This is a genomic window from Njordella aestuarii (assembly GCF_056494165.1).
In genome coordinates this window covers 4,079,840-4,105,560 of the sequence record NZ_CM151397.1, presented here as the reverse complement: position 1 = coordinate 4,105,560, position 25,721 = coordinate 4,079,840, and the positions used below count along the sequence as shown (strand labels likewise).

Sequence of the window (25,721 nt, the reverse complement as noted above, 5' to 3'; positions counted from 1 at the left end):
TTAAGATGATCGCTAAGTGGAATGCAGTTTAGCCTTGAGGTTTGCTTTTACTGTTTTTTGCGGTCGTCGCCAACCGCGTCTTCCGTGGAGATCGGCTGATCAACGTAGACTTTGATCGGTACCGGTGCAAGATGTATTGCGTTTACGGTGCTTGAGGCTGTCTCAACTTCGAATGCGACCATAGACTCGGGGGCATCCTTGAGCGCAATTAACAAGCTTCTGCTGGTTGGGCTGCTTTGTGTCCCTTCCGACTTGTCGATTGGATAAATCTTAGCGCTATTGGTGAGTTGATTTTGCCTCGTAAGTGCGACTAGGAGCGGGTATGTATTCGGCGAAGCTCCTGTACTCTCATTAGCAAGTTCTTGTTCGATACGATCTCGCATAAGACTATTGGCAATCATCAGCAATTGGTCATGATCTGACTGGCGCAGGGTGCGCATTTGATTGTTGCCGAAAGGAAGCGCGATTCCTGCGATCAAACCGGCAACAGACAAAAACAAAATTAAAAGTAAAACCTTTGTCGGGTGCAATGCTTTGCCTGAGATCCAGTTAAAAATTGGAACGATCGTAGTCAGTGCGGCGATGCATGCAAGAAAGACCCAACCGGTAATCGAAAATCTGCGGTCAAACTCATAGACCGTCGAGATGTTCCCGTAGTTCGTGTTAATATTCCAGTTGTAGTACTGGACCGCTGCAACTGAAAAATCTCCAACTGGAACTTTTGGAAAGATCCGCTCGTATCGCGCAATCGATGGCCCAGATTGCGCGACTGAAATCTCCCATCCAAGCGGCGGTTCAGCCCTCAGTTCGAAGGGGCATTGCACTAAGCGTTGTGCGCAATGCAGAACGACTTCGTATCGATTCTGCGGAACGCGGCGCGGCTCAACTTGGTAGCTAACTTCAAGCCGACAATGGCCACGAGGGATCTTCAAGCTAAAGTTCACGACATTGACCACAGTCTTGTCATCAACCAGGGTGCCAAATTCGGCTTCGATATCGCCTTCGTTTCGAATCTCCTGTGTAAATGGTAAACTGTTGCTATCTATCTGCAGTCGCGCGATGTTTGAATTGTCGGTTGTCAGCAATGAAACTGCCGCAAAATCTTGTTCTGTTTCAGCGTCGATATCATAGACTACATCAACAACTGCAAATCCTTCGGTTTGCTCGTGCGTCCCGAAATTGCGGAAATCTATTTGGACTGTTTCACGCGTAATCAAGTGCTGGGGAAAGCCATTCAACTGGAGAAAAACGCCTCCATGGGGGGCGTCTTGTTCCGCTGCATTGACGGCATACGTGATGCCTGGGAGTATCGAAATTGAAAGAAGGAAAAATCTGAGCCACACCAGGGAGTGAGAATTCTTATGAATTGAAAGTGCGTTCATGGGGGGGCTGCGTGGGGAAGCGATTGGTTCAAGCGTGTGGCCAAATGGGGGAAGTGAATCAGTACGATTCGCTGATCGCCTTGGGCGCTAATTTGAAGTTAGTTCGACGGGCTTGATTATGAAATGGTTGCTGGGCAAGGATATAAAAAAAGACGCGGCCAAACGATTGGCCGCGTCTATTTTTGAATGAATAGCTTTTTTAGCTATAGTTCGTTAGTACATGTCATGGTCGCCGCCATGGCCTGCTGATTTCGAATGCTTATCATCTTTTGGCTTTTCAGCAATCAAAGCGTCGCTAGTCAGCAACAGTGTGGCAACGGACGCCGCATTAGCAAGAGCCGTACGAGTCACTTTGGTTGGGTCGATTACACCTGCTTTAACCATGTCTTCGTAAACGTTGGTCAATGCATTGTAGCCACTGTTAGCACCCTTGGCTTCAGCGACGCGTTCGCAAACGATGCCGCCGTCTTGGCCAGCATTAGCTGCAATCATCGTCAGAGGAGCGCGGCAAGCGCGGATGATGATGTTAAAGCCAACTTGTTCGTCGTGCGAAAGCTCGGCCGAAGGTTTGATACCGGTCGAAGCACGAAGCAACGCGACGCCTCCGCCAGGCAGGATACCTTCTTCGATTGCAGCGCGAGTTGCATGCAGTGCGTCTTCAACGCGAGCCTTCTTCTCTTTGACTTCGCTTTCGGTTGCAGCACCGACGTTAACCTTAGCAACACCGCCAGCAAGCTTCGCTAGACGTTCTTCGAGCTTTTCTCGGTCGTAATCGCTGGTTGTGTTTTCAATTTCACGACGGATCTGATCGATACGCGCCTTGATTTCGCTACTCTTACCAGCACCTTCGATCACAGTCGTGTTGTCTTTGTCGATGATGACTTTCTTTGCACGTCCTAGGTCTGCCAAAGTCAGCGAGTCAAGCTTGCGACCCAAGGCTTCAAACACAGGCGTGGCCGATGTCAAAATGCCGATGTCTTCAAGCATTGCTTTACGACGGTCACCATAGCCGGGAGCCTTAACAGCAGCTACGTTGAGCGTGCCACGAAGTCGGTTGATAACAAGAGTAGCAAGCGCTTCGCCGTCAACATCTTCAGCGATGATCAACAGAGGCTTGCTTTGCTGAACAACTTGCTCAAGGACAGGGACCAAGTCTTTGATGTTACTGATCTTCTTTTCAAAGACCAAAATGTATGGATCTTCCAGAACGACCTGCATCGTAGCGGAATCGTTGACGAAGTAAGGCGAGAGGTAGCCGCGGTCGAACTGCATGCCTTCAACGAACTCAAGTTCATCAGTCAGGCTCTTGCCTTCGTCGACGGTCACGACGCCGTCTTTACCAACTTTTTCCATTGCGTCAGCTAGCAAGTTTCCGATCGAGCGATCATTGTTCGCAGCGATCGTGGCGACGTTTGCCATTTCTGCTTTGTCTTTGATCTTGATCGACATCTTGTGTAGTTTTTCGGTAATGTCGGCAACTGCCTGCTCGATACCGTGTTTCATCTGAATTGGATTGACGCCGGCCACAACGGCCTTCAATCCTTCGTTGAAGATTGCCTCTGCCATAACCGTAGCGGTCGTCGTGCCGTCGCCGGCAACGTCGCTGGTCTTGCTTGCAACTTCACGGACCATTCGAGCGCCCATGTTTTCATAGACGTCTTCGAGGTCAATTTCCTTAGCGACGGTCACGCCGTCCTTGGTCACCGTAGGAGAACCAAAACTTTTTTGCAGAATGACGTTGCGACCCTTAGGGCCGAGAGTCACCTTGACGGCGCGAGCTAGTTTCGAAACTCCGCGCCGGATCGCTTCGCGGGCTTCTTGATCGAATGCAATAATTTTAGCCATGTAAACCTAAACTCCAGACTCACTGATTCAAAGGGTAAGATGCTTTTTGCGTTTAGCCGATGACAGCGAGAACTTCGCCTTCGCTCATCAGCAGATATTCTTCGCCATCGACTTCGATCTGTTCACCGGCGTAGCTCGTGAACAGAACCTTATCGCCCGCCTTCACTTGCAGGGCTGAGCGCGAGCCGTCATCCAGAAGACGTCCGTCGCCAACGCTGATTACGACGCCTCGTGTGGGCTTGTTTTTAGCGCTATCAGGAAGGAAGATCCCGCCCGAAGTTTTTTCTTCACTTGTTTCGCGTTGAACAACCAAGCGATCGCCCAGAGGCACCAACTTGACCTTCGACTTGTCTTTCACAGCCGCTGGCATACACGACACTCCTATCATCTACAGAGGAATTTTCGAGGCTTCATAGTCAAAACGGCATTCAGCGCCGCGTTGAGCAACCGCATTAGCAAGCCCTGTACCAGGATCGTGCGGCGGAATCGCCGTACTCGGACTTTGCCAGTGAAAAGATTGGGAAAAAAATTTTGCTCATTGTCACTGAATTACCGGCAACGGTGGGGAAACCCCTTTTGACGAGCACTCATTTTCGTTTCGGCATGCTCACGGCGGTGCAGAAAACGACGCGGTTTTGGCAAACTTCTTTCCGATCGGGATAGCGTCCGAGGAGTCCTGCCAAATTGACATTGATCAGGAAGATTTGGATTCGCAGGAAATGAAAAGAGTTTTACGATTGAAGACTTACAGGAAAACGCAACAATTACCTTTGAAAATGCTTTGCTGGTACAGGTTGCCTCGGTGACTGAATAATCAGCCGCGTGTAGCAGTGCTTTATATTTAGCTCGTATGGGGGATTCGGCGGGTAGGCGATTTTGCTAGCCTTCGCAATGTTTCTTGCATTTCGAACTGCATTGATAGATCTTGCCGATGTCGCCACAGGGATTTGTGCGTATCATCTTCCAAGGTCAGATTTGTGACCTCTTTATAACTCAAGGATTTTAGAGCGATGCCTCGTTTAGTTTTGCCCGCCTTCCTGTTTCTCTCCCTCTGTTTTACGGCTCCCTTATTCATGAATTTTGGTGACAACGCGATTGCACAAGCACCGGCAGGGGTAAAGCCCGCTGACGGAGCATCCTATGCTGTCGGCTTAAATGTCGGTTCTACCCTTAAAGGAGGCGGATTCACGGAACAAGACTTGAAATCTGCCGACTTCATCATGGGGGTTTTTGACGCACTTAAGGGCACCGACTCGCGTTTGACCGATGAAGAACTGAGAGCTGCTGGCGAAGCACTCGAGAAAAAGTTGATTGCACGCGTCGAATCCGTTGCCAAAGACAACCTGGCGAAATCCAAAGCATTCTTGGATGCCAACAAAGCGAAAGATGGAGTCCAAGCATTGCCCAGCGGACTTCAGTATCTAGAACTAAAAAAAGGAAATGGTGCTCAACCGAAACTCACCTCAGTAGTGAAGGTTCACTATGAAGGTAAGCTGATCAGCGGTGAAGTTTTCGATTCGTCGATCAAACGTGGTGAGCCCGTACAGTTTCCCGTAAAGGGAGTAATCCCTGGTTGGACAGAAGCCCTTCAACGAATGCGAGTTGGCGATAAGTGGCAGTTGTTCATTCCGCCTGAACTTGCATATGGCCAGACTGGAAGTCCTGGTGCAATCGGCCCTAACGAAGCACTTATCTTCGAAGTTGAATTGCTTGAAGTTCAGTAGCGATAAAAAGGAAAGTTTAATCTGTGTGTTATGCGATTTAGCGTAACACGCATGTGGGCACGAGTATTGGTGTGGTGTCACTTGAGTATGGTTCAAAACCTCTAATTCAGCTCGACAAACTGCGAGGCGTCAGTCGCTATGCGGATCACTACCGACAAAAACTCAGTGTCGGTAGACACGCCCTGCAAAATTAATCCTTTTCTTGAGGTTGTTCGCCGCAGGCCAGATGGGTTTCATGACCTGGATACGGTCATGATCGCGGTCGATCTGTGCGATACACTACATTTTGAGCGTTTGAAATCTGGTAAGATCTGCCTAGATGTCCAGTCGGATTCGTCTTGGATTGGCAGTGATATACAGTATAAAGAACGACTGAACGTTTCCGCGGAGGATAATATCATTTTAAAGGCTTTAGAGCTGCTCAGGGCAGAGCTACAGTCGCATGATTTTGTGTTCGAAAACTGTGGTATTTCCGTCCAGTTAACAAAACGTATCCCGCTTCAGGCTGGTTTAGGTGGTGGTAGCAGTGACGCGGCAGCGGCACTGATTGCTGCACAATTGCTGTGGACTGGTGGTGTGGATTTATCGATAGCGGGACGGTTAGCTGCGCGGTTAGGCTCCGACGTAAATTTTTTCTTGGAGAGTTATAACGGCCGCTCGTGGGCAGCACGTTGTACAGGACGTGGTGAATTGATAAGCCCCTTCCCTCTTTCTGACGGGAATCAGTGGCTTATCGTATGTCCAGATGGTGGCTGCGATACGGCTTCGGTTTTTCGAAGCCTAGACTTGTCGCAAAGAATTGAGAAGGAGCTTCGAACGGCCGACGAGCCAATCCAAGCTCTGCAGTCGTCGGACTTGGCACGAATACGAGCTAGTGTTTTTAATCGACTCTTTGAGTCAGCGGCGCGGGTTTGCAAGCCAGTGGAAGACGTATCGAAAAAACTAGACGGCTTAGGGGAATTAGGAATCCATGTGATGTCTGGAAGCGGTTCGACGATCGTCGTACCAGTCGCATCAGAAGGCGCGGAGAGGTTTAAGCAAGAGTTGGTGGCATTGCTCAAATGTCCTGTGTATGTCGCACAAGCTTGGGAAACAGGACCAATTCAAGAACAAATCCCAATCGTTAGCGTAGAACAGTGTGGCACCAGCCCGCTGGGGAAGTAAAGGAGTAGGTGAAGATGGAGATTACCGAAGTACGAATCAAGCTGATGGAAGAATCCGAAGATCGACTGCGTGCTTTCTGTTCGATCACCATCGATAACTGTTTTGTTGTTCGCGATTTGAAGATCATTGAGGGCTCAAACGGTCCCTTTGTAGCAATGCCGTCACGCAAGCTGACTGAGCGTTGCCCAAAGTGCGGCTACAAGAACCACATGCGCAGTAATTTCTGCAACCAGTGTGGAGGTCGTATTCGTGTCGCAAGTTCTTCCAGAGAAGGCGATGCGAATGCCAACAAGCTATATGCGGATATTGCACATCCTATCAATCAGGGTTGTCGCGATATCATTCAACAAGCGGTTGTGACAGAGTATCAAGCGGAACTAGTACGAGCCAAACTTCCAGGCTACATTTCTCGCTACGATGATGAGTATTCGGAAACTACCAAAAGTGTCGATATTGATACTGTTGATGAATTGACAGCAGGTCGGCTCGAACGTCCAGACGCCGAAGTTGGGCCGGAAGATGTTCAGCTTCGAATCGATACTGGTGACGAGCAAGCCAAGGCGGATGAGCCGCACTTTAAAAAGAATGATGGTCGTCCCAGTCGAGAAAATGTTGATTCGCGGAATGATCAGTCGGGATTCGGGCAGGGCATCTTGGATGGCGATAGCTAGTAAGATTTGTTGCGTAGAAAATGCTTGACCCGCTACCTGTCGATTCCATCCTGCCAGATGTGTTATCATCGGTTCGGTCCAGGCCAATTACGATAGTTCAGGCGCCGCCTGGAAGCGGCAAGACAACGCGCGTGCCGGCCTATCTCATGCGCAAGCTAAGTGACCAAACCGTTACAACTTCAAGTAACAACTCGCGAAAAATGTTGTTGCTGCAACCGCGCCGCATAGCCGTGCAAAGCGTGGCGAATCGGATCGCTGCCGAAGAAGGGCAAAGCGTAGGCGAGGATATTGGCTACGCGATTCGCTTTGACGCTCGAGTCAGTCCGTCCACCAAACTGCTTGTGTGTACCGAAGGCATTCTGCTGCGAAAGCTCAGCGAAGACATCACGCTCTCAGATGTTAGCGTCGTGATATTTGACGAGTTTCACGAACGGTCTCTCGATTCCGACCTTTTGTTGGCCATGTGTCGTCATCTTCAAGCAACTCTACGACCTGACTTGAAGATCGTAATCATGAGCGCCACGATTTCGGCAGAAGACCTCGGTAACCGCTTTGAAAACGCGGCAGTTCATCGGGCGGAGGGAACTATGTACCCCGTCGAGATCAAGTATCGCCCCTCGAATCCTCGTGATAGGTTGTCCGAGGTAGTTGCGCAAGCGGTGGCCGAAGCGATAGCCAGGCACTCAGGGGATATCCTTGTGTTCTTGCCAGGTAAAGGCGAGATCTTTCAAACTCAGTCAACCGTTTCACACGTTTTGTCGAGAGAAATCGAAGTGCTTCCATTGTTCGGCGCCATGACGATCGAGCAACAGGCAGCCGTGGTGAGACCCTCTCCTAACCGACGCGTGATACTAGCGACGAATATTGCCGAAACATCTCTCACAATTGAGGGAATACGCGTTGTCATTGATTGCGGGCTTGCTCGCGTGATGCGTTTCGATCCTGCAACTGGTTTAGACCGCTTAAGTCTGGAGGCGATATGTCGAGCGTCGGCAGATCAGCGTGCTGGTAGAGCTGGTCGCGTAGCGCCCGGCACCACTTACCGGCTGTGGAGTCAGGCGAGTCAAAACGCGCGCCCTGCTTACTTGGAGCCTGAGATTCACCGTGTCGATTTCTCATCATCGCTGCTCCGACTGCTTCTTTGGAATGAGCCAAATGTCGGTGGCCTTCCGTGGATTGATCCACCTGGGACCAAAACGCTGGAAGCTGCCACTAAGTTGCTTGAAAGGTTGGGGGCAATCGAACTGCTTCGAGTGACGACTGTGGGCGAAATGATGGGGCGATTGCCGTTGCATCCTCGGATAGCGCGTCTGGTGTACGAAGCTAGCTTGAATGGTTATGCGGCCGAAGCTTGTTTTGCGGCAGCGATGATCACCGAACGTGATCCGTTTGTGAAAGGTTCCAACTTTGGCGCACGTTCGAATTCTGCAGGACGGAATCCCAATACGTTTCACCGCGCCGAACAACCGTTTACCAAAGAGGCGTTTCGTTGGAACTGTGATGTGGTTGAAAGATTGGAAGCGATCGAGGGTTTCAAGCTTTCCGGGAATCCAATCACAAAGTTCGGAGAGGTCCACAGGAATTCGTTGCAGCAGATGGAGCGAGTCGCCGAGCAGGTCTTTTCTGAAGCTAGCTCGCTATTAAAAGGTATTGCCCAACCAAATGCTGAGCCCGAGATTGTTCTACGCAAAGCGTTCTTGAAGGCCTTTCCAGATCGGCTGGCTCGACGGCGCGAGCGAGGAAAGGAGCGTGCGCTGATGGTCGGTGGAAAAGGTGTGAAGTTGTCACCGGACAGCGGCGTCGTTCAAAGCGAACTTTTTGTCTGCGTGGATGTCGATGCAGGTGGTGTCGACGCAACCGTTCGAAAGGCCAGTGCTGTAGAGCGTGATTGGCTAGAGGGCGAGAATCTAAGAACTGTCGACGAGATGTTCTATTCCCCTACGCAAGCCGCGGTTCAGTGCCGACGACGAACGTATTGGATCGATCTGTGCATTGAAGAGTCGCCTGCCGCCGTTACTGATCACGACGGCGCTGCAGAAATCCTTGCTGCGGCAGTAATCGCGGACTGGAAACGTTATGCGCCTGCGGACCAACCTGACATGCAAAATCTTCTAGGCCGAATCAAGCTGCTGACGCGTCATGAACCGACCCTGAATTGGCCGCAAATTGATACCGGTTGGCTGCAGAGGCTCTGCAAGCAAATATGCAGAAGCGTGAAAAGTCTACATGAACTGAGGAATGCAGATTGGACTTCTTACATTCGAAACGCATTGTCAGGCGAACAGGCCGCTGCACTGGCGCGGTTAGCTCCGCCGCGACTGAAGGTTGCCTCGGGGCGTGAGTTCCCAATCGACTACACCCAGGAGCAGCCAAGCATGTCGTTAAAGATCCAGGATGCGTTCGGGATGCGAGAAAACCCCAGGTTGGTAAATGGCAAGGTGATCTTGCAACTGCATCTGCTGGCTCCGAATCAGCGGCCTCAGCAAATTACCAATGATTTGGCGAGTTTCTGGGCGAATGGCTACCCGACTGTGAAAAAAGAATTAAAACGCCGATACGCGAAACATGCTTGGCCTGACGATCCGATCTCTGGCGTCTGACCGCCCTCCTTCCGCTCAACGGGCTCGTCGATTCTAATCTGCCAACAGTACGCTTGCAGACGGCTCTGTAGCGACCGATTTTCCTCGATTGATAATAGTTGTACAAATCCAGCTTGATGAGTAAACCAAAAGTCTTAGTACTTCGAGCGCCCGGCACGAACTGTGACCTCGAGACCGCTCACGCATTTGAAATGGCCGGTGCAGAAACCAGTCGAATCCATATCCAGCAGCTGATCGAAAAACCGATTTGGGCAGAAAAATACCAGATCCTTTGTTTGCCAGGTGGATTTAGTTATGGCGACGACATTGCGGCTGGTCGCATCCTTGCAACAGAGCTGCAGACGTCGTTGAGCGATATGGTCGAAAGGTTCGTAGACGAAGATCGGTTGATCCTTGGCATCTGCAATGGTTTTCAAGTGCTGATGCGTTTGGGGATATTCTTCGATTCGCCGCCGCAACGTCCCGACGCAACATTGACGTGGAACAAGAAGGGCCGCTTTGAAGATCGCTGGGTACATCTACGCGTCGCGTCGGAGCTTTGCCCATTCCTGACCGGGATCGACCAGATGTACCTACCAATCGCGCATGCGGAAGGACGTCTGGTTATCCGCGATTCCGCGACTGCCGCAAAACTAGAGAACGCAGGGCAATTGGTCTTACGGTATACTTCTGAGAGCGGATCATCCGATAACAGCTTGCTGGAGTTCCCAGATAATCCCAACGGAGCCGACATGAACATCGCAGGTCTTTGCGATTCCAGTGGTCGAGTTTTTGGATTGATGCCGCATCCTGAACGTCACTTGTTTGCAACACACCATCCTTCGTGGACTCGTCGCGAGACTCAGCCTGAGCACGGCGACGGTTTGCAAATTTTCAAAAACGCAGTTTCCTATTTTGCTTAGTGGAGCCAAAACGATGTCAATTCAAAAGTTATCCTCGATAGCAGTTGCTGGACTTCTTTTCTTCTCACTGACTCTAACTGGTCAGTTGTTTGCGGAAGATAAGCCTGCAATCGAAAAATCGGAAACGATCGCCATGGCGGGCGGGAAAGTAATCGCTGCCAAGCCTGCCGATTGGAAGACCGTCAAGCCGAAAATGCAAATGATTGAACACGAGTTCAACGCGCCAGAGGTTGGCGAAGATTCCGCTCGGATTACCATCATGCAAGCAACGGGTTCGATCGACGCGAACATCGATCGTTGGGTTGCGCAGTTCGAAGGTGCTAAGCGCGAAGATGCCAAGGTTGAAGATAAAGAAGTCAGCGGTGTCAAAGTGCATGTCGTCGACATTACCGGCACTTTTGTTCAGAAGATGGGAGGTCCTTTTGCACCTGGCCCAACTGAAAAGTTAGAGAACCACCGCATGTTGGCGGCTATCATCGAGACCAAAGAAGAAGGCAAAATCTTCATCAAGATGACTGGCCCGGCGGCGACCGTCGAGAAGCTTGCTGACGGAATGAAAAAGATGGTCTACGAGATCGAAGTCAAATAAAGACTTTTCTAAACGTTAGCTCGTCACTGAGTCTCTAAGTGGTATCCCGTTTTAGATTCGCGGCACGCCGCGATCGTCGTGGCGGGGCCACTGGCTACGAGATAGCCACCTTGGTCTGCGGCACCAGGTCCCAAATCGATCAGCCAGTCTGCTGCATTGAGTATTTGTTCGTTATGTTCAACTACGATCAAGCTGTGCCCGCGATCTACCAGTTTCTGCATGCATTGAATCAGTTTTTCAACATCGTAAAAATGCAAACCGGTCGTTGGTTCGTCCATAATGATCAACGATTTGGTGTTCGAGGCGTTGAGGAGAAAATTGGCAAGCTTCAACCGCTGCCCTTCGCCTGCAGAAAGTGTCGATGAGCTCTGGCCCAACTGTATGTAATCGAGCCCGACTTCACTCAGGACTTCCAGCCGTTCCTGAATTTTTGGGGAGCCTCGGAAGAATTCAATAGCGTCGGCAACGCTTAGATCAAGCACGTCGGCAATGGTTCGGTCGCGGTATCGGATGCTCAAAACTTCCGGCCGAAAACGCTTGCCGTGGCAATCTGGGCATGTCACGTTGATGTCTGCGAGAAATATCATATCGATCTCAAGTGACCCGGTGCCTTCGCAAGTCTCGCAACGCCCTTCACTGTTGTTGAACGAAAAACTGCTGGCGGATAGACCTTTGGCTTGTGCCTCTCGCGATTCTCCAAACAGATTTCGGATTTCATCGAATGCCTTGATCATTGTGACGGGCACGCTTCGTGACGATCTACTAGCAATTCCTTGATCGATCATGATGCACTCGTCGAATTTGAGCCGCCCAGTCATCTTTGCGAAAGGCAGCGTTTGATGCTGCCCCTGACCAAGTTTATTTAGAATCGCGGGATAAAGAGTTTCGTTGACGAGCGTGCTCTTACCACTTCCGCTAACTCCGCTTACGACGCAAAGGCACTGCATAGGGAAGTCGACATCGATATTTTTCAGGTTGTTGCCATGTGCGTTCTTGATGCTAATAAAGTCTTTCGTCTCTCGATTGACGCGGAGCGTCGACCAGCGTTTGTTTCCGTACAAATACTTTGCTGTGAGCGTATCGGCCGATTTCAGTTCTTCTGGGACTCCCGCAAATACTATCTGGCCGCCCTTTCGACTCGCAAAGGGGCCGACTTCAATCAAGAAGTCACATTGTCGAAGCAGCGGAGGCTCGTGTTCAACTACTAGTACTGTATTGCCACGATTGCGAAGCTTTCCGATCACTTCCACCAATTTCTGACTATCTTCCGGGTGAAGTCCGACTGTCGGTTCGTCCAGTACGTACAGCATACTTACCAAGTTTGAACCGAGTACACTTGTCAGATTCACTCTCGTCTGTTCACCGCCGCTTAAGGTTCGCAGCGGTCGGTCGAGCTGCATATAACTAAGTCCCACGTCGACCAGATAGTCCAGTCGAGCGCCGATGTCCTGCAGGACTTGAGAGGCAGCCGCAGCTTGATAAGGCTCCAACTGCAGATTTTCGAAGAATGATTTGAGGTCTTTAACTTGCATCGCGTTCAAGTCGGCAATGCTTTGCTCGCCGATCTTGAAAGCAAGTGCTTCCGGTTTCAAACGCTTGCCGAGACATTGCGGGCATGGGCGATAGGACCGCCACCGCGCCGCAAAAATGCGAATATGCATTTTATACTTCTTGCGATCAAGCCATGCGAAGAAACCCTTCAATCCGCCAAAGTTATACTTCGGCACGCCCTCAAAAATCATCTCCTTTTGGGTTTTCGTCAATTCAGCATAGGGAATATCGACATTGATTTTTTCTGATTTTGAAAGAGCCAGAAGTTCTTCAAGCTCGTGTGCATACGACGGGGTATTCCAAGGGGCGATAGCACCCTCGCGCAGCGACTTGCTAGGATCCGGGACGATCTTTGCCATGTCGATTTCCTGGATCTCAGCTAGTCCTTCACACAGCGAACAGGCTCCAATCGGCGAATTGAAAGAAAACAGACGTTGGGCAGGCAGCGGGTACTCGCGGCCACAAGTATTACAGATTAGATCTTCATGGAAATTGAATTCAAGATAAGTTTTTTCGTCAATAGCAAGGTTGTTTGCGGGTTGGTGAAGAGCTGACTTGGGCCACGCCGCCGGTTCGCCTTGAACAAACAAGACTGCTTTACCTTCCCCCCATTCGAAAGCCGTTTCCAGCGATTCGGACCAACGATTTGAATCACCACCGAACTGCAGTCGGTCGACTACAATTGCGATGCGTTCGGATTTGGCCACCGCCTGAGCAAGCTCGTCGCGCGTGTCTTCGGAAATATTGAACGTCTTTCCATTTGCCACCAATCTAACAAAACCGGACGCTTGAAGATGCGCTAGTTGCATGGCAAGGTCAGCCGCACCATCCCATACAATATTAAACGCAGGCATGGCACGGAGCGATTCTGAAATCGTATTGATCCATGTTACTATGCTCGATGCATTTTCACGCTGCACCAAACTGCCACAATCAACGCACTTCAAAGTTGACGCTTTGGAAAAGAGAAGTCGCAGGTAGTCATCGATCTCTGTAGCAGAACTAACGATAGAGCGATTATTTCGCGATGCGCCCTTACGCGTCACCGCGATTGAAGGAGGGAGATTGTCGAGCGAATCGTACTCAGGACGATCGAGGCGTTCCAAAAACTGTCGTGCGTAGGATGAAAAGCTCTCGATGTAGCGTCGCTGGCCTTCTGCGTAGAGTGTATCGAAGGCCAGTGAAGTTTTTCCGCTGCCACTAACACCGCAAACAACAACTAAAGCTCCTAGCGGAATGTCTGCGTCGACGCTCTTTAGATTGTGTACGCGTGCGCCACGAAGTCGAATACTTCTCTCGGGCGCTATTGCTGCATGCCCCGTTTGGGTCGTTCTTTTTTTCTTAGTCAAAGTAATCGATCTGATTTTGTTAGGATTGGTTTTTGACAAGGACGACTCGTAAGTCGCAAACGTTGGTATGTGTCATACCGGTATTGATCGTCGCGTCTATTTCCGACAGCAGTGTATGCGAGTCAAATCGAGCAAGAGCCGATTCCGCGTCGGCCAGTCGAGACCTTAATGCTCTGAGTTTCTCATGGTCAATCCACGCCCCTGCCACAGTTGAGTTTCCATCTTCACCATCGGTGCCTCCCGATAAGAGACAGTATTCGAATGAAGGATCAATTGCAGCCGATCTTTCCAAAAGCTTGACAGCAGCCGTTAGGACGACATGTTGGTTTCGACCGCCGCGACAGTTGCGAAGATCGCCGATAATCGCGGATAAATCGACAGTCGGTTCGCCACCGGTAATGCTGCAATCGATGCCGGATTCGTTGGTTAACTTTGCGAGCGTATCAACCATCGTAGCACCGACGTCTTTTGCATCACCTTCGCTTTTACGATGGCACATCATTATATAGCTGTAGCCAAGCTCAACTGCTTTGACACCGGCCGCGTCAACAGCGGTGGCATTGTTGGCTAAGATTGTGGTAAATCGATGTTGAGGAAAAGTAGTCTTTCGGGATCGGGGAAGCTTCTGGTCGCGCAGCACTGCAATCACATGTTGTGCTGTATGATTAGAAGCCGGCAGCAAACGTTGAATCAGGAGAATAGCTGACTTTGGTTCGGGCATGACAGTGTCGCAAGTTGGGCCCGAAGCAATCGTGGCGAGATCGTCATCAAGCACGTCAGAAATCACTAGTGTTGCGATGGAATCTGCGCCACAGTGACGCAACAGTCCGCCAGCTTTAACATTGCTGATTGCGCGACGCACCAAATTTAGCTGATGAATATCAGCCCCTGCAGCACTCAAGTCGGTCGTGAGTGCAATCTTTTGTTCTAAAGTAATTCCATCAATCGGATCCACCAGCAGGCTGGACCCCCCACCGCTCAGCAAACAGACGACTAGGTCCGTGCTCTTCGCAGAAGCCACGAGATCGACAATTTTGCGAGTGCCCTCAAGCGCGGCGACTGTCGGCAAGTTGCTTCCCAGAGGACGGCTCGGGTGGATTGTAATGTTTGGATGCGGGCTTGGAAGCGGCTGAGTTCCTGGAACGTTTACCCAGCCAACCATCCGATTGAAAAGGGTTGTATCCTTGAGCGCTTCGACAAACCCTTGGAGCATGCCGCAGCCTGCCTTGCCGGCACCAACAACGATGATCCGGGATTCGACATCCACTGGAAATTCCACATCGTCGATAATTATGCAGTTGGATTCGACTTCGATGGCTTGACGAACCACGCGATCCGATTTGACGGAGTCAACGCCCGCCTGCCAAATCGTCAGTGCGTCTCGAGCGACTTTAGAGATTCGCGAAGCCATGCGTTTTTCTTGGGAGTTTGAATCGTAAAGCAGCCTACTATAGCGTCGGATCTGCTACTCGTCGCCCAGTCGAGAAGCAGCAAGGCAATTGTCCTCAACTAAAACTAGTTCGTCATCGCAAACCAAGAACACTTGTTCTCCCCGTTCACGGCGTATATTCGCAAGGCCTGTGAATTCGCCAAACGCTGGAAGTATTAGGCTAGCGTCCTTCCGCCAAAAACATGGCAGTCGCGGACTGGATGCAGAACGATTTCCAAAGCGGTAGCAGGGATGTAGGTGCCCAGCGATGACAAAGGTGTCCTCAGTAGACGCAAGCCCGTTTCGCTTTGAAACTCCATTGGCCGTCGCAACGTCATGCGTCAGTGTTAGCTGGCCGAGCTCGACAGAATGTTCACAAATTGCGATTGGAAGTTGGGCAAGACGACGTTTGGACTTTTGATCGTGATTCCCCAAGATCAAATGGAAATTGACCGCATTCTGAACCGTAGTAAACCAAGTGTTAAGACTGTTGAAGACGGGCTCAATGAGGGAGCTCTGTGCGTGAATAAGATCGCCCAAGATGTAGCACGCTGTAGCACCGAAATGATCAAGGGCGTTCTTCAAGCGTGCTAAAGTGCGATCGGTCGCTCCAGCGGGCACCGGGATTCCAGACTGGCGAAATGTAGAATCTTTGCCCAGGTGGAGGTCCGCAACTAACAGAGAGTTGCTCTCGGGATGAAACGCGACCCTTTGGCCTGAGAGTGTAAGGTTTTGGCCGTGGCATACGATGTTGTAGGACTGCATAAGGACCTTCCGTGTTCATGAAGACTGGCCTCACTATTTTCGAGGCCTAAGTCGTTCCTTACAAGTCGAAACTCCCAGCATCGCGGAGATCACTCGCCCGACATTGTTGGTTCATCGTCGCTGCCGATTGTGTCTGTCGCCGTCGTTTGCATGCGAATGAACTGCGGTGACAACGAACCGACCAGCATTCCTGCAAGGGCCGCTAGCAAACCCATCAATTGAGCCGGCATCCATCGCGATTCTTCAGGCATCGTTAACGCCGTAGCCCATGTTCCGACTCCGGCAATAATCGAAAACAACGCACCTTGCGTCGTAGCACGTTTCCAGTACAAACCGAAGAGCAGCGGAATGAAAGATCCAACCAAAGTCACCTGATACGCAGAGGAAACCATTTCGTAGATTGAGGTTCCTTGCATATAGATCGCGTACGTCAGAACCAGGCTAGTAAAGACGAAGATTGAAATTCGCATGGAAAGTAGCAATTGCTTGTCACTGAGTCCCGGTTTAATGTTCTTGAGGATGTTTTCTACGAAACTGGTGGAAGGGGCCAGCAAGGTGGCTGACGAACACGATTTGATTGCTGACACCAACGCACCGAAAAATAAGATCTGGGCGTAGAGCGGCATGTAGTTGAGGATAAGAGTTGGCAACACATCTTGTGCTGTCGCTTCATCTGCTAGCATCGCATTTGCTTCCTCGGGCATTACTACGATGGCAGCTAACACGATGAACATAGGCACAAACGCGAACAACAAATAAGCGATGCCTCCGATAACAGCACCATTGCGTGCCGTCGGAGCGTCCTTGGCTGACATGACGCGTTGGTAGACGTCTTGCTGCGGTATAGAGCCAAACATCATCGTAATCGCCGAAGCTATAAAAGCCGTGATTCCCGCAAACGTCATTTCAGGCCAAACATTGAAGAGGTTGCGAGTTTGCGCCTCGGCAATAACGTTATCGATTCCACCAGCAAGATTTGAAGAACTGTAGGCGATGTAGCTAAGTCCAATAATCAGCACGATCATTTGGATGAAATCGGTGTACGCGACCGCGAGCATGCCCCCCATGATCACGTAGATGAGCACGAGGACAGTGCCGACTGTCATGCCGACAGGCAAGCTGATTTGGCCCGCGGATAGAATGGAGAAGACCACGCCGAGGGCGGTGATTTGAGCTGCAACCCAACCGAGGTAGCTGAGTATGATCATGATCGAACAGAGAATTTCAATGAGCTTGCCATATCGATAGCGGTAGTAGTCACCGATGGTCAGCAGATCCAGTTTGTAGAGTCGCGAGGCAAAGAAAAGACCAACCAACACGAGGCACATCGACGCGCCGAAGGGATCTTCAACAACGCCCCCTAGACCTTCGGTGGCGAATCGAGCGGGAATGCCCATGACCGTTTCAGAACCGAACCATGTCGCAAAACTGGTTGTGATAACCATAATCAGCGGCAAGCTTCGTCCTGCGACTGCAAAGTCGGCCGTATCTTTGACACGCGTGCCTGCCCAAGCACCCAACGCAAGAGTTCCGATCAAGTACAACAGAACGAAGACAAGCAGCGTAACATTCATTCTTCCAGGCGTACCTCAGGAAGGGATTTGACACAGAAACCGTTGCAAGTTGCCGACCAGACGAGCCTTCACTTGTCGAGTCTTCCAAGCGGAAATCAAAAGTAGACAAAAATTTAGCAACCTCTTTGCCCTTGAATAGTCGCGATAGAATGCATTTACTAAGTTGGTCCGAATTGTTTCGTGGTGGCGAGAAAGGTATCTCATGTTTACTGGGTTAGTCCAAGGCGTTGCGACAGTTAAAACCGTTGCTGATCATCCCAATGGTCGCGATTTATCCTTGATATTTCCGAACTTCCAGGAGCCCGCCGAACTGGGGGAAAGCATCGCCATCGACGGTTGCTGTTTGACGGTAACGCATATAGACTCGGACCGGTTGACCTTTCAGGCAGGGAAAGAGACCTTGGCCAAAACGACGTTGAGCAGTTTCGGCTGTGGCACGCAAGTAAATTTTGAACGCGCAATGAGGTTGTCTGACCGACTGGGTGGGCATCTCGTCAGCGGTCACGTCGACGGCGTAGGCAAGGTGCTTTCACGGCAGGATGGGGGAGAATGGAGCGACATTTTTTTCGAACTGCCAGAGAACTTGCTGCCATTTTTGGCTCCAAAAGGATCTGTAAGTGTCAACGGAGTCAGCTTGACAGTGGTCCAAGTCGCCCAGAAGAGCTTTTCGGTGGCACTCATTCCGCATACGCTGGCAGCGACCAACCTGGGGCACTTGCAAGTTGGCGACGCTGTGAATCTAGAAACTGATATGATCGCCAAATACGTGCAACGCTTGCTCGACTACAAACTACCCTCCGCCTAAACGCAATGACGAATCGACACACGATATCTTACCTCTCGCAGCGTTTAAGCTTGGAGGGCGCGCGTCCGAAGCATCGGTTCGGTCAGAACTTTTTGATCGATTTGAATCTAATTGAGTTGATAGTTCGGACTGCAGATATCAATAAAAGCGATGTCGTGCTTGAAGTTGGAACAGGAACCGGTTCGCTGACCAGTCACATGGCGGTAGAGGCAGGGCAAGTTGTGACCGTCGAAGTCGATCGCGACATGCAAAAGATCGCCCTTGATGAGCTGGAGGAGTTCGCGAACGTAAGGCTGTTGACGTTGGACGCTCTGGCGGGCAAGCACGCAATAAGCCCCGACGTGTTGGCGGCAATCGACGAGGCTCGAGCAACAATTGAAGATTCGAAATTTAAGCTCGTTGCCAATCTTCCGTATAACATTGCTACGCCACTGATGGCTAACTTGCTAAGTCTAGAGCGACCTCCGGTAAAAATGGTTGTTACAATCCAGCTTGAAATGGCAGAGCGTATCGTGGCAAAACCGTCGACCAAGGACTACGGCGCGCTTTCGATCTGGATTCAATCTCAAGCAGACTGCAAGATTGTCCGTAAGCTCTCGCCCAGCGTTTTTTGGCCGCGTCCAAAAGTAGAGTCCGCCATTGTTTCTATCGACTTGAACACTGATCGTCGATCTTCAATCAAAAACATACCGCTGTTTCAAGAGTTCGTTCGCAAGATGTTCGTTCATCGCCGCAAACGCATCGCCTCGCAGATTGACGTACCGCAAACGCATGCCGTTGAAGATCTACCAAGCTTTCTGAGCGGACGGAACATCTCCGTCGACGCTCGCGCTGAAGAACTAACGGTGGACGATTTTATTGCGCTTTCCAACTATTTGGCGTAGCGTTATTGACGTTTATTGTCCGCGTACATTCATATCGATCGAAAATACGCTATCCGATGCCGTAATGAAAAGCGTCTTTTGGTCTTTACCACCAAAACACACGTTAGCAGTCCATCCTTTGCCGGTTGGAATTGAGCCAAGTTTCTTGCCTTCGCGACTGTAGACGGTAGCGCCGTTCCGATTTGTCAGGTAGACGTTTCCTTTTTCATCGATCGTCATACCATCGGAAGGTTCTTCGCAGAACAACTTACGTTTGCCCAGCGAACCATCTTCATTAAGCGGATAGACATAGATCTTTCGATCATCGATATCAGCGACATACAGCAAGGACTCTTTTTTATCCCCGATGATGCCGTTAGGCTGCTTGAAATCGCCGTCCAGAAGTTTCAAATCGCTGCCATCCATTTGGACTTGGTATAGACCGCGAGTTTCGCGTGGAGGACTTTTATGGTCCCACCAAGGGCGCTGGTAATAAGGATCGGTAAAATAGATGACGTCATCTTTGGATATCCATAAATCGTTCGGGCCATTGAGCGCGCCACCCTCACTTGCTTTAAAGATTACTTGATGATCGCCGCTTGAGTTTATCTGCCAGATCTCGTTCTTTTCGTCAGCGCAGGTAATCAAGTTCCATTCGGAATCAAAGAACATGCCGTTGGATCGACCGGCGTTTTCCATAAATGTTGAAACTTTACCATCGACGCCGATCAACATAATTCGATTGTTAGGCTGGTCGGTAAAGAAGACTCGCCCGGTGATATCAGAGGCAGGCCCTTCGGTGAACTTGCATTCGTCCGTGACGAGTTTAAGTTCAGCGCCTTCGGCGATCAGTGGTTTCAAGTCTGCTGCGAACTCTTGAGCCAGAGTTGCCGAGCAAGCCAAAAGGCAAATAGACACTGAACTTGCAAAACCGAAAATCGCCTTTGCAAGGGGAAGTCGAATACGAAATTTCATGACGGTTGTGCTCCTATGGTGGATAGAAAGTGGGCTCTCGAAACTGCAGGTGCTAAACAATTGGAATTGCAGTGCTTCAGTAGCCGAAACCATCATACGAGCGATCGCGCCCAGATTCTAGCAGAGGAGAGCCCGACACCAATTTGTGCCGTAATTTAATAGAAGCCAAGAAGAGTCATGGCGTGAGCAAGGTCGACGACGGAACGGCCTTTCGGATAAACGAAAGGCCGTCCGCAGTCGATTCATGGAACTCTGCTGCTTAACTCTTCTCACCCAGTTGACCCAGTTACCAGGCTTTATTGAGAGGAGTGTTGTCACCGATGAAGGTGTATTCAAGCATTCCCGCAAATCCTCGAACTGCAGCAGAATGGGTTTGGTAGGAACAAAATGACTTATGAGCACTTGCGTGTTCTTGAGCCTTCCATTCGCATCCACGTAACGCAATAAAGAGAGTGCGTTGATGCGGTCAATACGAGTTGCCAAAAATGACGGCAATTTTTGAAAGTCGAGCGTGTAAAATACGCTACGTTCTGCAATTTGCCCAGATTGAAGATAACAAAGCGGTGAATGTGCCAGGAAGCAATTCCCCGGGCCTTCAGGCGTGAAACGTACTGAACTCCCAGAACGATTGTAGCCTCGGACTTTGTCCCTCAGACGTCTGGGAAATGATGTGACGCACCCCTCGCCGTATCCGCTACTCCAAGACAGCCTGTCCTGTTTCCTCGGCTGCGGGCGTTGGCAAGGACCCTTTCGCTTTAGACCGCTTTGGTTTTTTAACCCGAGCCTTGTTTGGGTCGTAAGCAAAAACGCGCTGCCCCAACATGCTCAGGTCGTCAAGATACGAATAGATAATTGGAATCGCGATGAGGGTCAAAAGTAGGGATAACGTTTGGCCTCCAACAGCTAGTACCGCGATACTTCGGCGCTCTTCTGCGCCAGGACCACTCGCTATCAAGAGCGGCATCAATCCTGCCACGAATGATATGGTGGTCATCAAAATTGGTCGCAATCGGTCGCGATTCGCCTTGATGATTGCTTCGGATCGCTCCATTCCATCTTTTCGTAGTGCATTCGTATGGTCTACTTGGAGGATTGCGGCTTTTTTCACAACACCGAATAGTACAAGAATGCCCAACGCGGAGTAAACATTGAGCGTTTCGCCGCCCCAATACAAGCTGATTAGCCCAAACGGAATGGCTAGAGGCAGCGACAACAAGATCGTGATCGGATAGAGCATGTTCTCGAACTGCGCTGCCAGAACAATGTACATGAAAATAAACGAAAGGATGAACGTCGTTGTAAACTCACCCAGCGTTTTATCAAGCTCACGACCACGCCCCATGACATGCGTTTCAAAACCCGCGGGGATTCCTACTTCTTCTGCTGCCTTCTGCAATGCTTGAATCCGATCCGATAAAGCAAATCCCGCAGCCACATTCGCACGAACAGCCACCATCCGCTGACGATCAAGACGGTCAATTCGTGCTGCCGCGTCGGAGAACGAAAATTCAACGACATTATCTAGTCGAGTTAGCAGTTGTTCGCCCGTTGCAGAAGGCGTCACCAACGTCGTATCGGTCCTAGCTGCGGCGGGATTTGCTCGAACATAAAGCTGCGAAATAGATTCGCTGTTATTGCGGTCGATGCCCACTAATCGCAATTCTACATCATATGCGTCGTCAAGCGATTGGTCCCGATAACGTGAAACGCGATCATCACCGCCTACGGCAACGCGTAATGTTTCGGCTATCTCCTGAATGCTCACGCCAATAGAAGCCGCGCGCTCTCGCAAAATTGTTGCATGCAGCTCCGGCTTATCCAATCGTAACGTTGTGTCCAAGTCGACGATACCCGGAATATTCATCGCTTTTGAGCGAATTTCTTCGCTTAGTTTAGAGAGAATCGCTAAGTCTGGCCCGGAGATCGAAAAATCGATGTCGACATTTGCGCCTTGACGCAGCGATGTCAAATTCTTCACCGATACACGAAGACCTGGAATGTTATTCAGCTTTCCACGCAACTTTCCCATCATCTCTTGTTGCGTAAAATTATCTCGCCATGCCGCGCCAGGATCACCCGCTAGAGTTGAATGCCACAGGCGAGTGAAAGAAAAGGAACGTTTGGCGGCATCTTTCAGACGGACATAGGTCTCACCACGATTCACACCGCCGAATCCTCGGGTGCCAACTGTCGTTAGGATGAAGTCAACGCCTTCAGTGTCAAGAATCGCATTTTCAACGGCCATCATCGCTTGGTTCATCGCAGTGAGGGTCGTCCCCTCTTTCGCGCTGATTCCAACTTCGAATTCGGATTCATCAACGTTCGTCGGGATGTAGTCGGTCTGGACCCATTGATATAGGAAATAATTTGACCCGATGACCATTATCGCGATTGTCAAAGTGGCCGCTCGGTACTTAAGAGCAACTCGGAGAATCCATAAGTAGGCCGATTCGAGGTAGCTATAAAAACCTTGGCGAGATTTAGGAGCGTTACCCTTGGCATCAATCGGCTTAAGGATCCGCGAACACATCATCGGAGTTAGCGTAAAACTGATGAACATCGAAATCAGGATCGCAACAGTCGCAGTCACCCCAAACTCAAACAGCAGTCTGCCGGTCACACTTGATAGAAACGATACTGGAAGGAAGACGATGACCAGAGAGATCGTGGTCGCTAGAACTGCCAGTCCAATTTCTCGAGTGCCTTCGATGGCTGCGTCGTATGGCGACATGCCCTTCTCTTCAATACAGTGAAAGACGTTTTCAAGTACGACAATCGCATCGTCGATAACGACCCCAACCATCAGCACGAGCGCGAGCATGGTGACGTTGTTGAGCGTAAAGCCAAACATCTTCATAAATGCAAACGTCGCGATGATCGACGCCGGGATCGCAATGGAAGCGATAATGGTTGAACGCCATGAACGCATAAAAAGGAACACGGTGATGCACGCGAGAATAGATCCAGAAACGAGGTGCCCCTGGATTTCGTGCAACGCCGCCAAGATATAACGCGACTGATCTTGAATGATCGTGATGCGTACATCGTCGGGTAGCAAAGAGTCGCAGCGTGGCAAACGCTCTTTGATTGCATCAATCACGGCAACGGTGTTTTCACCGCTTTGCCGTTGAACTTGGAGTACAACTGCTGGCTGACCATTCAAGCGAGCTAGAGTACGAACTTCTTTCGTGGTGTCTTCCACATTTCCAAGGTCGCTCAGCCGGATCGGGCTGCCGCCGATCGTGTCGACGACAAGGTTCGGGAAATCGCGGCTGTCTTGAACACGTCCAAGTGTGCGTAGAGCTCGTTCACGGAAACCTTCGTCTACACGCCCGCCTGGCGATTCTGCGTTTTGCGATGCTAAGGCATCTCGTACTTGTAAAATCGACAGTTGGTAAGCGGCAAGCCGATCTGCTTCGACTTGAACCTGTATCGCACGTTCTGCCGCACCGGCAATGCTAACAGCACCGACGCCGCGAGCGGACTCAATGACGCCTTTGACGTTTCTGTCAGCAAAATAGTAGAGTTCGCTTGCGGATCGCGGACCAGAAACTGCAAGTGTTAGGATAGGAGAACTCTCGGTATCCGATTTTCGAACTACCGGCGGATCGATGTTCGGTGGAAGTAAGTTAACCACACTCGCGACCGAATCGCGGACATCTTGAATTGCTGCGTCAACGTCACGGTCGAGCCGGAATGTTAGGATGACGAACGACGAGCCATCAGATGAAATACTGCGAAGTTCGTCTATTCCAGCCACGGTTGCAACCGCATCTTCGATCGGTTGGGTAACTTCGGATTCAACTTCCTCCGACGCAGCGCCTGGATAGGTAGTGCGAACAAAAACGGTTGGCAGATCGATATTAGGTAAGCGATCGACGCCCAGGGATGGGAAGGCGACGATGCCAGCTACGACCATCGCCACAATCATCATCAAAGCAAAAACGGGGCGTTGAACGCATATTCTGGCTAGACCATACATGCAAGAAGTTCCTAGCTGGCGGGTTGAGTTAAGGCGAGAAGATCAGATCCAGAATTACTTCTTGGCGAGTCGATGGCAGGTTTTAAGGAATCGCGATTTGCGGAGCTAGTCGCAGGAGGCTGTACTTTAGCCGTTCGGCCTCGGCTAGCGTCTTTCAATATGGTATCGCCTATTTCAAGGCCGCTAACGATTTCAGTTGATTCTTCACCACGCCGTCCGACAGTCACCACGATTTCCCGAGCAATACCATCCTGGACCTGCCAAACCTTGTCTATGCCAGCGAATCGAATCAATGCAGAGTTGGGAAGAACTATCGACTCCGAATCGAGATCGAGAATTATGTCGGATTCAGCAAAAACGCCCGGCCGGATAGCTTCGTCTTCGCTTTCCAACAGGGCCTCAAAAGAAAGCGATCTAGTTTGACGATCCAGGATAGGAGCAATACGACTGATTGTCGCTTCACGAACTTCGCTTGAACCAGTTGCCGTAATGAGCACTTTCTGGCCTACTGCAAGTTGCTGCGCATAACGCTCAGGCACGGATGATCGATAGCGCAATCGCTTGGTAACCGCAATCGTTACAAGAGATTGACCCGCCGTTACATAATTCCCGAGCGAGACAGAACGGGACTGGATGCGTCCTTCGATTGGGGAAAGAATTCGAGTGTTATTTAGTTGTTCTTCTGCCATTGCAACTTCCGCTTTTTGCAAATGAATTGTCGCGATTTTTTCGCGCACGGAGTTTAATGCCGATGCATAGCGAGCTTCTGCGACTCGCTCTAGCGCAATTGCTGCGTCGCGATCGGTGTCAGAAATGGCATCCTGCTGCGACAACTGCATCAGTCGTTTAACTTGTTGCTGGGCTTCATTCCACACCGCTTTTGCTTCGCGGCTCGGGGGCGCATTTTCCGGATCCAGCATATCGGCAGTATCATCGGGCTTTAGTCCAATCGCCGATTTTGCTTGGATCAGTCGCGCTTTGGATTGTTGCGCTAGCAGTTCATAGTCCGTCGGATTGACCTCGGCGATCGGCTGCCCAATCTCTACGGCATCCCCGATATCGACCGCGAGTTTAATGATTCGGCCGGGGACTTCACTGGCGACAGTCGTAATCTGGTCCGCTTCGATTGAACCTTGAGATGTTATGACTTTCGGCCATTTCTGGGCGACAACGACGATCGTTTCAGCTTCGATTGAATCTAGCCGCTCATTTGCAGTAGCAATCTCCGCGGCAGTCTGCGGCCTTGGAACGTTCGTGTACTTCTCATCGATTTCAGTACTGCAACCCGCGGCGGCAACTAAAATCAAGCAAGGTAAAGTGCAACAACGACGAACCAATGATGAGCGGTTTTTACTGGAGAAGAGCATGTTTGAGGAAGTGCGGAAGGATATTTGGTGGCACTAGGCGGGGCTGTTTTCTACAAGACGGAAATCGCTGGCGTCCCGCGAAAACGCAACCATCTATTGTGACTTGCCCAAGTTCTTAAAACCAGTGCGGGAAAGCCGATTTTGCCAATAGTTTAAGGTGAGTACCATTTAACCGACCGAAACT

Annotated in this window: 18 protein-coding genes; 8 read left to right on the top strand and 10 right to left on the bottom strand. The window is 50.5% G+C overall.

Annotated elements, in window-relative coordinates; all coding sequences use genetic code 11:
• Positions 1-47 precede the first annotated feature (47 nt).
• From SH451x_RS16160 to SH451x_RS16150, 3 genes are all read right to left on the bottom strand, one after another.
• Positions 48-1,382 carry a hypothetical protein gene (locus SH451x_RS16160; protein WP_479358025.1) on the bottom strand — a complete coding sequence of 445 codons (1,335 nt, stop codon included), beginning with the start codon at positions 1,380-1,382 and terminating at the stop codon, positions 48-50.
• Between the two features lie 213 nt (positions 1,383-1,595).
• Complete coding sequence (gene groL / locus SH451x_RS16155; protein ID WP_479358024.1) at positions 1,596-3,227, bottom strand: chaperonin GroEL; 1,632 nt, start codon at positions 3,225-3,227, stop codon at positions 1,596-1,598.
• A gap of 52 nt (positions 3,228-3,279) precedes the next feature.
• Entirely contained in the window at positions 3,280-3,597 is a 318-nt protein-coding gene (locus SH451x_RS16150; protein ID WP_479358023.1) for a co-chaperone GroES, read from the bottom strand.
• Between the two features lie 640 nt (positions 3,598-4,237).
• Between SH451x_RS16150 and bamJ the strand changes: the two genes are divergently transcribed.
• The 6 genes from bamJ to SH451x_RS16120 all read left to right on the top strand — a co-directional run bounded on the left by bamJ (position 4,238) and on the right by SH451x_RS16120 (position 10,877).
• Positions 4,238-4,951 carry a BamJ family beta-barrel-assembly machinery protein gene (bamJ, locus tag SH451x_RS16145; protein ID WP_479358022.1) on the top strand — a complete coding sequence of 238 codons (714 nt, stop codon included), beginning with the start codon at positions 4,238-4,240 and terminating at the stop codon, positions 4,949-4,951.
• A gap of 138 nt (positions 4,952-5,089) precedes the next feature.
• Positions 5,090-6,115 (top strand): 4-(cytidine 5'-diphospho)-2-C-methyl-D-erythritol kinase, encoded by a 1,026-nt coding sequence (gene ispE / locus SH451x_RS16140; RefSeq protein ID WP_479358021.1) that lies wholly within the window; start codon positions 5,090-5,092, stop codon positions 6,113-6,115.
• Positions 6,116-6,129: 14 nt separating this feature from the next.
• On the top strand, positions 6,130-6,786 hold the full coding sequence (locus tag SH451x_RS16135; protein ID WP_479358020.1) for a septation protein SpoVG family protein: 657 nt from the start codon (positions 6,130-6,132) through the stop codon (positions 6,784-6,786).
• Positions 6,787-6,806: 20 nt separating this feature from the next.
• Positions 6,807-9,386, top strand: a complete 2,580-nt coding sequence (hrpB, locus tag SH451x_RS16130; protein ID WP_479358019.1) for an ATP-dependent helicase HrpB — start codon at positions 6,807-6,809, stop codon at positions 9,384-9,386.
• A 116-nt stretch (positions 9,387-9,502) separates the two neighbouring features.
• On the top strand, positions 9,503-10,288 hold the full coding sequence (purQ, locus tag SH451x_RS16125; RefSeq protein ID WP_479358018.1) for a phosphoribosylformylglycinamidine synthase I: 786 nt from the start codon (positions 9,503-9,505) through the stop codon (positions 10,286-10,288).
• A gap of 13 nt (positions 10,289-10,301) precedes the next feature.
• Positions 10,302-10,877, top strand: coding sequence for a hypothetical protein (locus SH451x_RS16120; protein WP_479358017.1), 576 nt, complete (start codon positions 10,302-10,304; stop codon positions 10,875-10,877).
• Between the two features lie 23 nt (positions 10,878-10,900).
• Here the strand turns inward: SH451x_RS16120 and uvrA are convergent, their stop codons facing one another.
• The 4 genes from uvrA to SH451x_RS16100 form a co-directional block, all read right to left on the bottom strand.
• On the bottom strand, positions 10,901-13,777 hold the full coding sequence (uvrA, locus tag SH451x_RS16115) for an excinuclease ABC subunit UvrA (protein WP_479358016.1): 2,877 nt from the start codon (positions 13,775-13,777) through the stop codon (positions 10,901-10,903).
• A gap of 19 nt (positions 13,778-13,796) precedes the next feature.
• Positions 13,797-15,188 (bottom strand): glycerate kinase type-2 family protein, encoded by a 1,392-nt coding sequence (locus SH451x_RS16110; protein ID WP_479358015.1) that lies wholly within the window; start codon positions 15,186-15,188, stop codon positions 13,797-13,799.
• A 54-nt stretch (positions 15,189-15,242) separates the two neighbouring features.
• Positions 15,243-15,971, bottom strand: coding sequence for a ligase-associated DNA damage response endonuclease PdeM (pdeM, locus tag SH451x_RS16105; protein WP_479358014.1), 729 nt, complete (start codon positions 15,969-15,971; stop codon positions 15,243-15,245).
• Positions 15,972-16,060: 89 nt separating this feature from the next.
• Positions 16,061-17,545 (bottom strand): high affinity choline transporter 1, encoded by a 1,485-nt coding sequence (locus tag SH451x_RS16100; protein ID WP_479358013.1) that lies wholly within the window; start codon positions 17,543-17,545, stop codon positions 16,061-16,063.
• A gap of 202 nt (positions 17,546-17,747) precedes the next feature.
• On the opposite strand from SH451x_RS16100, the gene SH451x_RS16095 reads away from it, so the two are divergent.
• Both SH451x_RS16095 and rsmA read left to right on the top strand, forming a co-directional pair.
• The gene (locus SH451x_RS16095; protein WP_479358012.1) at positions 17,748-18,350 is read left to right on the top strand and encodes a riboflavin synthase; all 603 of its coding nucleotides are present in this window, start codon (positions 17,748-17,750) and stop codon (positions 18,348-18,350) included.
• Positions 18,351-18,355: 5 nt separating this feature from the next.
• Complete coding sequence (gene rsmA / locus SH451x_RS16090; RefSeq protein ID WP_479358011.1) at positions 18,356-19,234, top strand: 16S rRNA (adenine(1518)-N(6)/adenine(1519)-N(6))-dimethyltransferase RsmA; 879 nt, start codon at positions 18,356-18,358, stop codon at positions 19,232-19,234.
• A gap of 12 nt (positions 19,235-19,246) precedes the next feature.
• Here the strand turns inward: rsmA and SH451x_RS16085 are convergent, their stop codons facing one another.
• The 3 genes from SH451x_RS16085 to SH451x_RS16075 form a co-directional block, all read right to left on the bottom strand.
• Positions 19,247-20,188, bottom strand: a complete 942-nt coding sequence (locus tag SH451x_RS16085) for an SMP-30/gluconolactonase/LRE family protein (protein WP_479358010.1) — start codon at positions 20,186-20,188, stop codon at positions 19,247-19,249.
• A 694-nt stretch (positions 20,189-20,882) separates the two neighbouring features.
• Positions 20,883-24,170 (bottom strand): efflux RND transporter permease subunit, encoded by a 3,288-nt coding sequence (locus SH451x_RS16080; RefSeq protein WP_479358009.1) that lies wholly within the window; start codon positions 24,168-24,170, stop codon positions 20,883-20,885.
• Between the two features lie 11 nt (positions 24,171-24,181).
• A complete protein-coding gene (locus SH451x_RS16075) occupies positions 24,182-25,477 on the bottom strand; it encodes an efflux RND transporter periplasmic adaptor subunit (protein WP_479358008.1) in 1,296 nt (431 codons plus the stop codon).
• Positions 25,478-25,721: the final 244 nt, after the last annotated feature.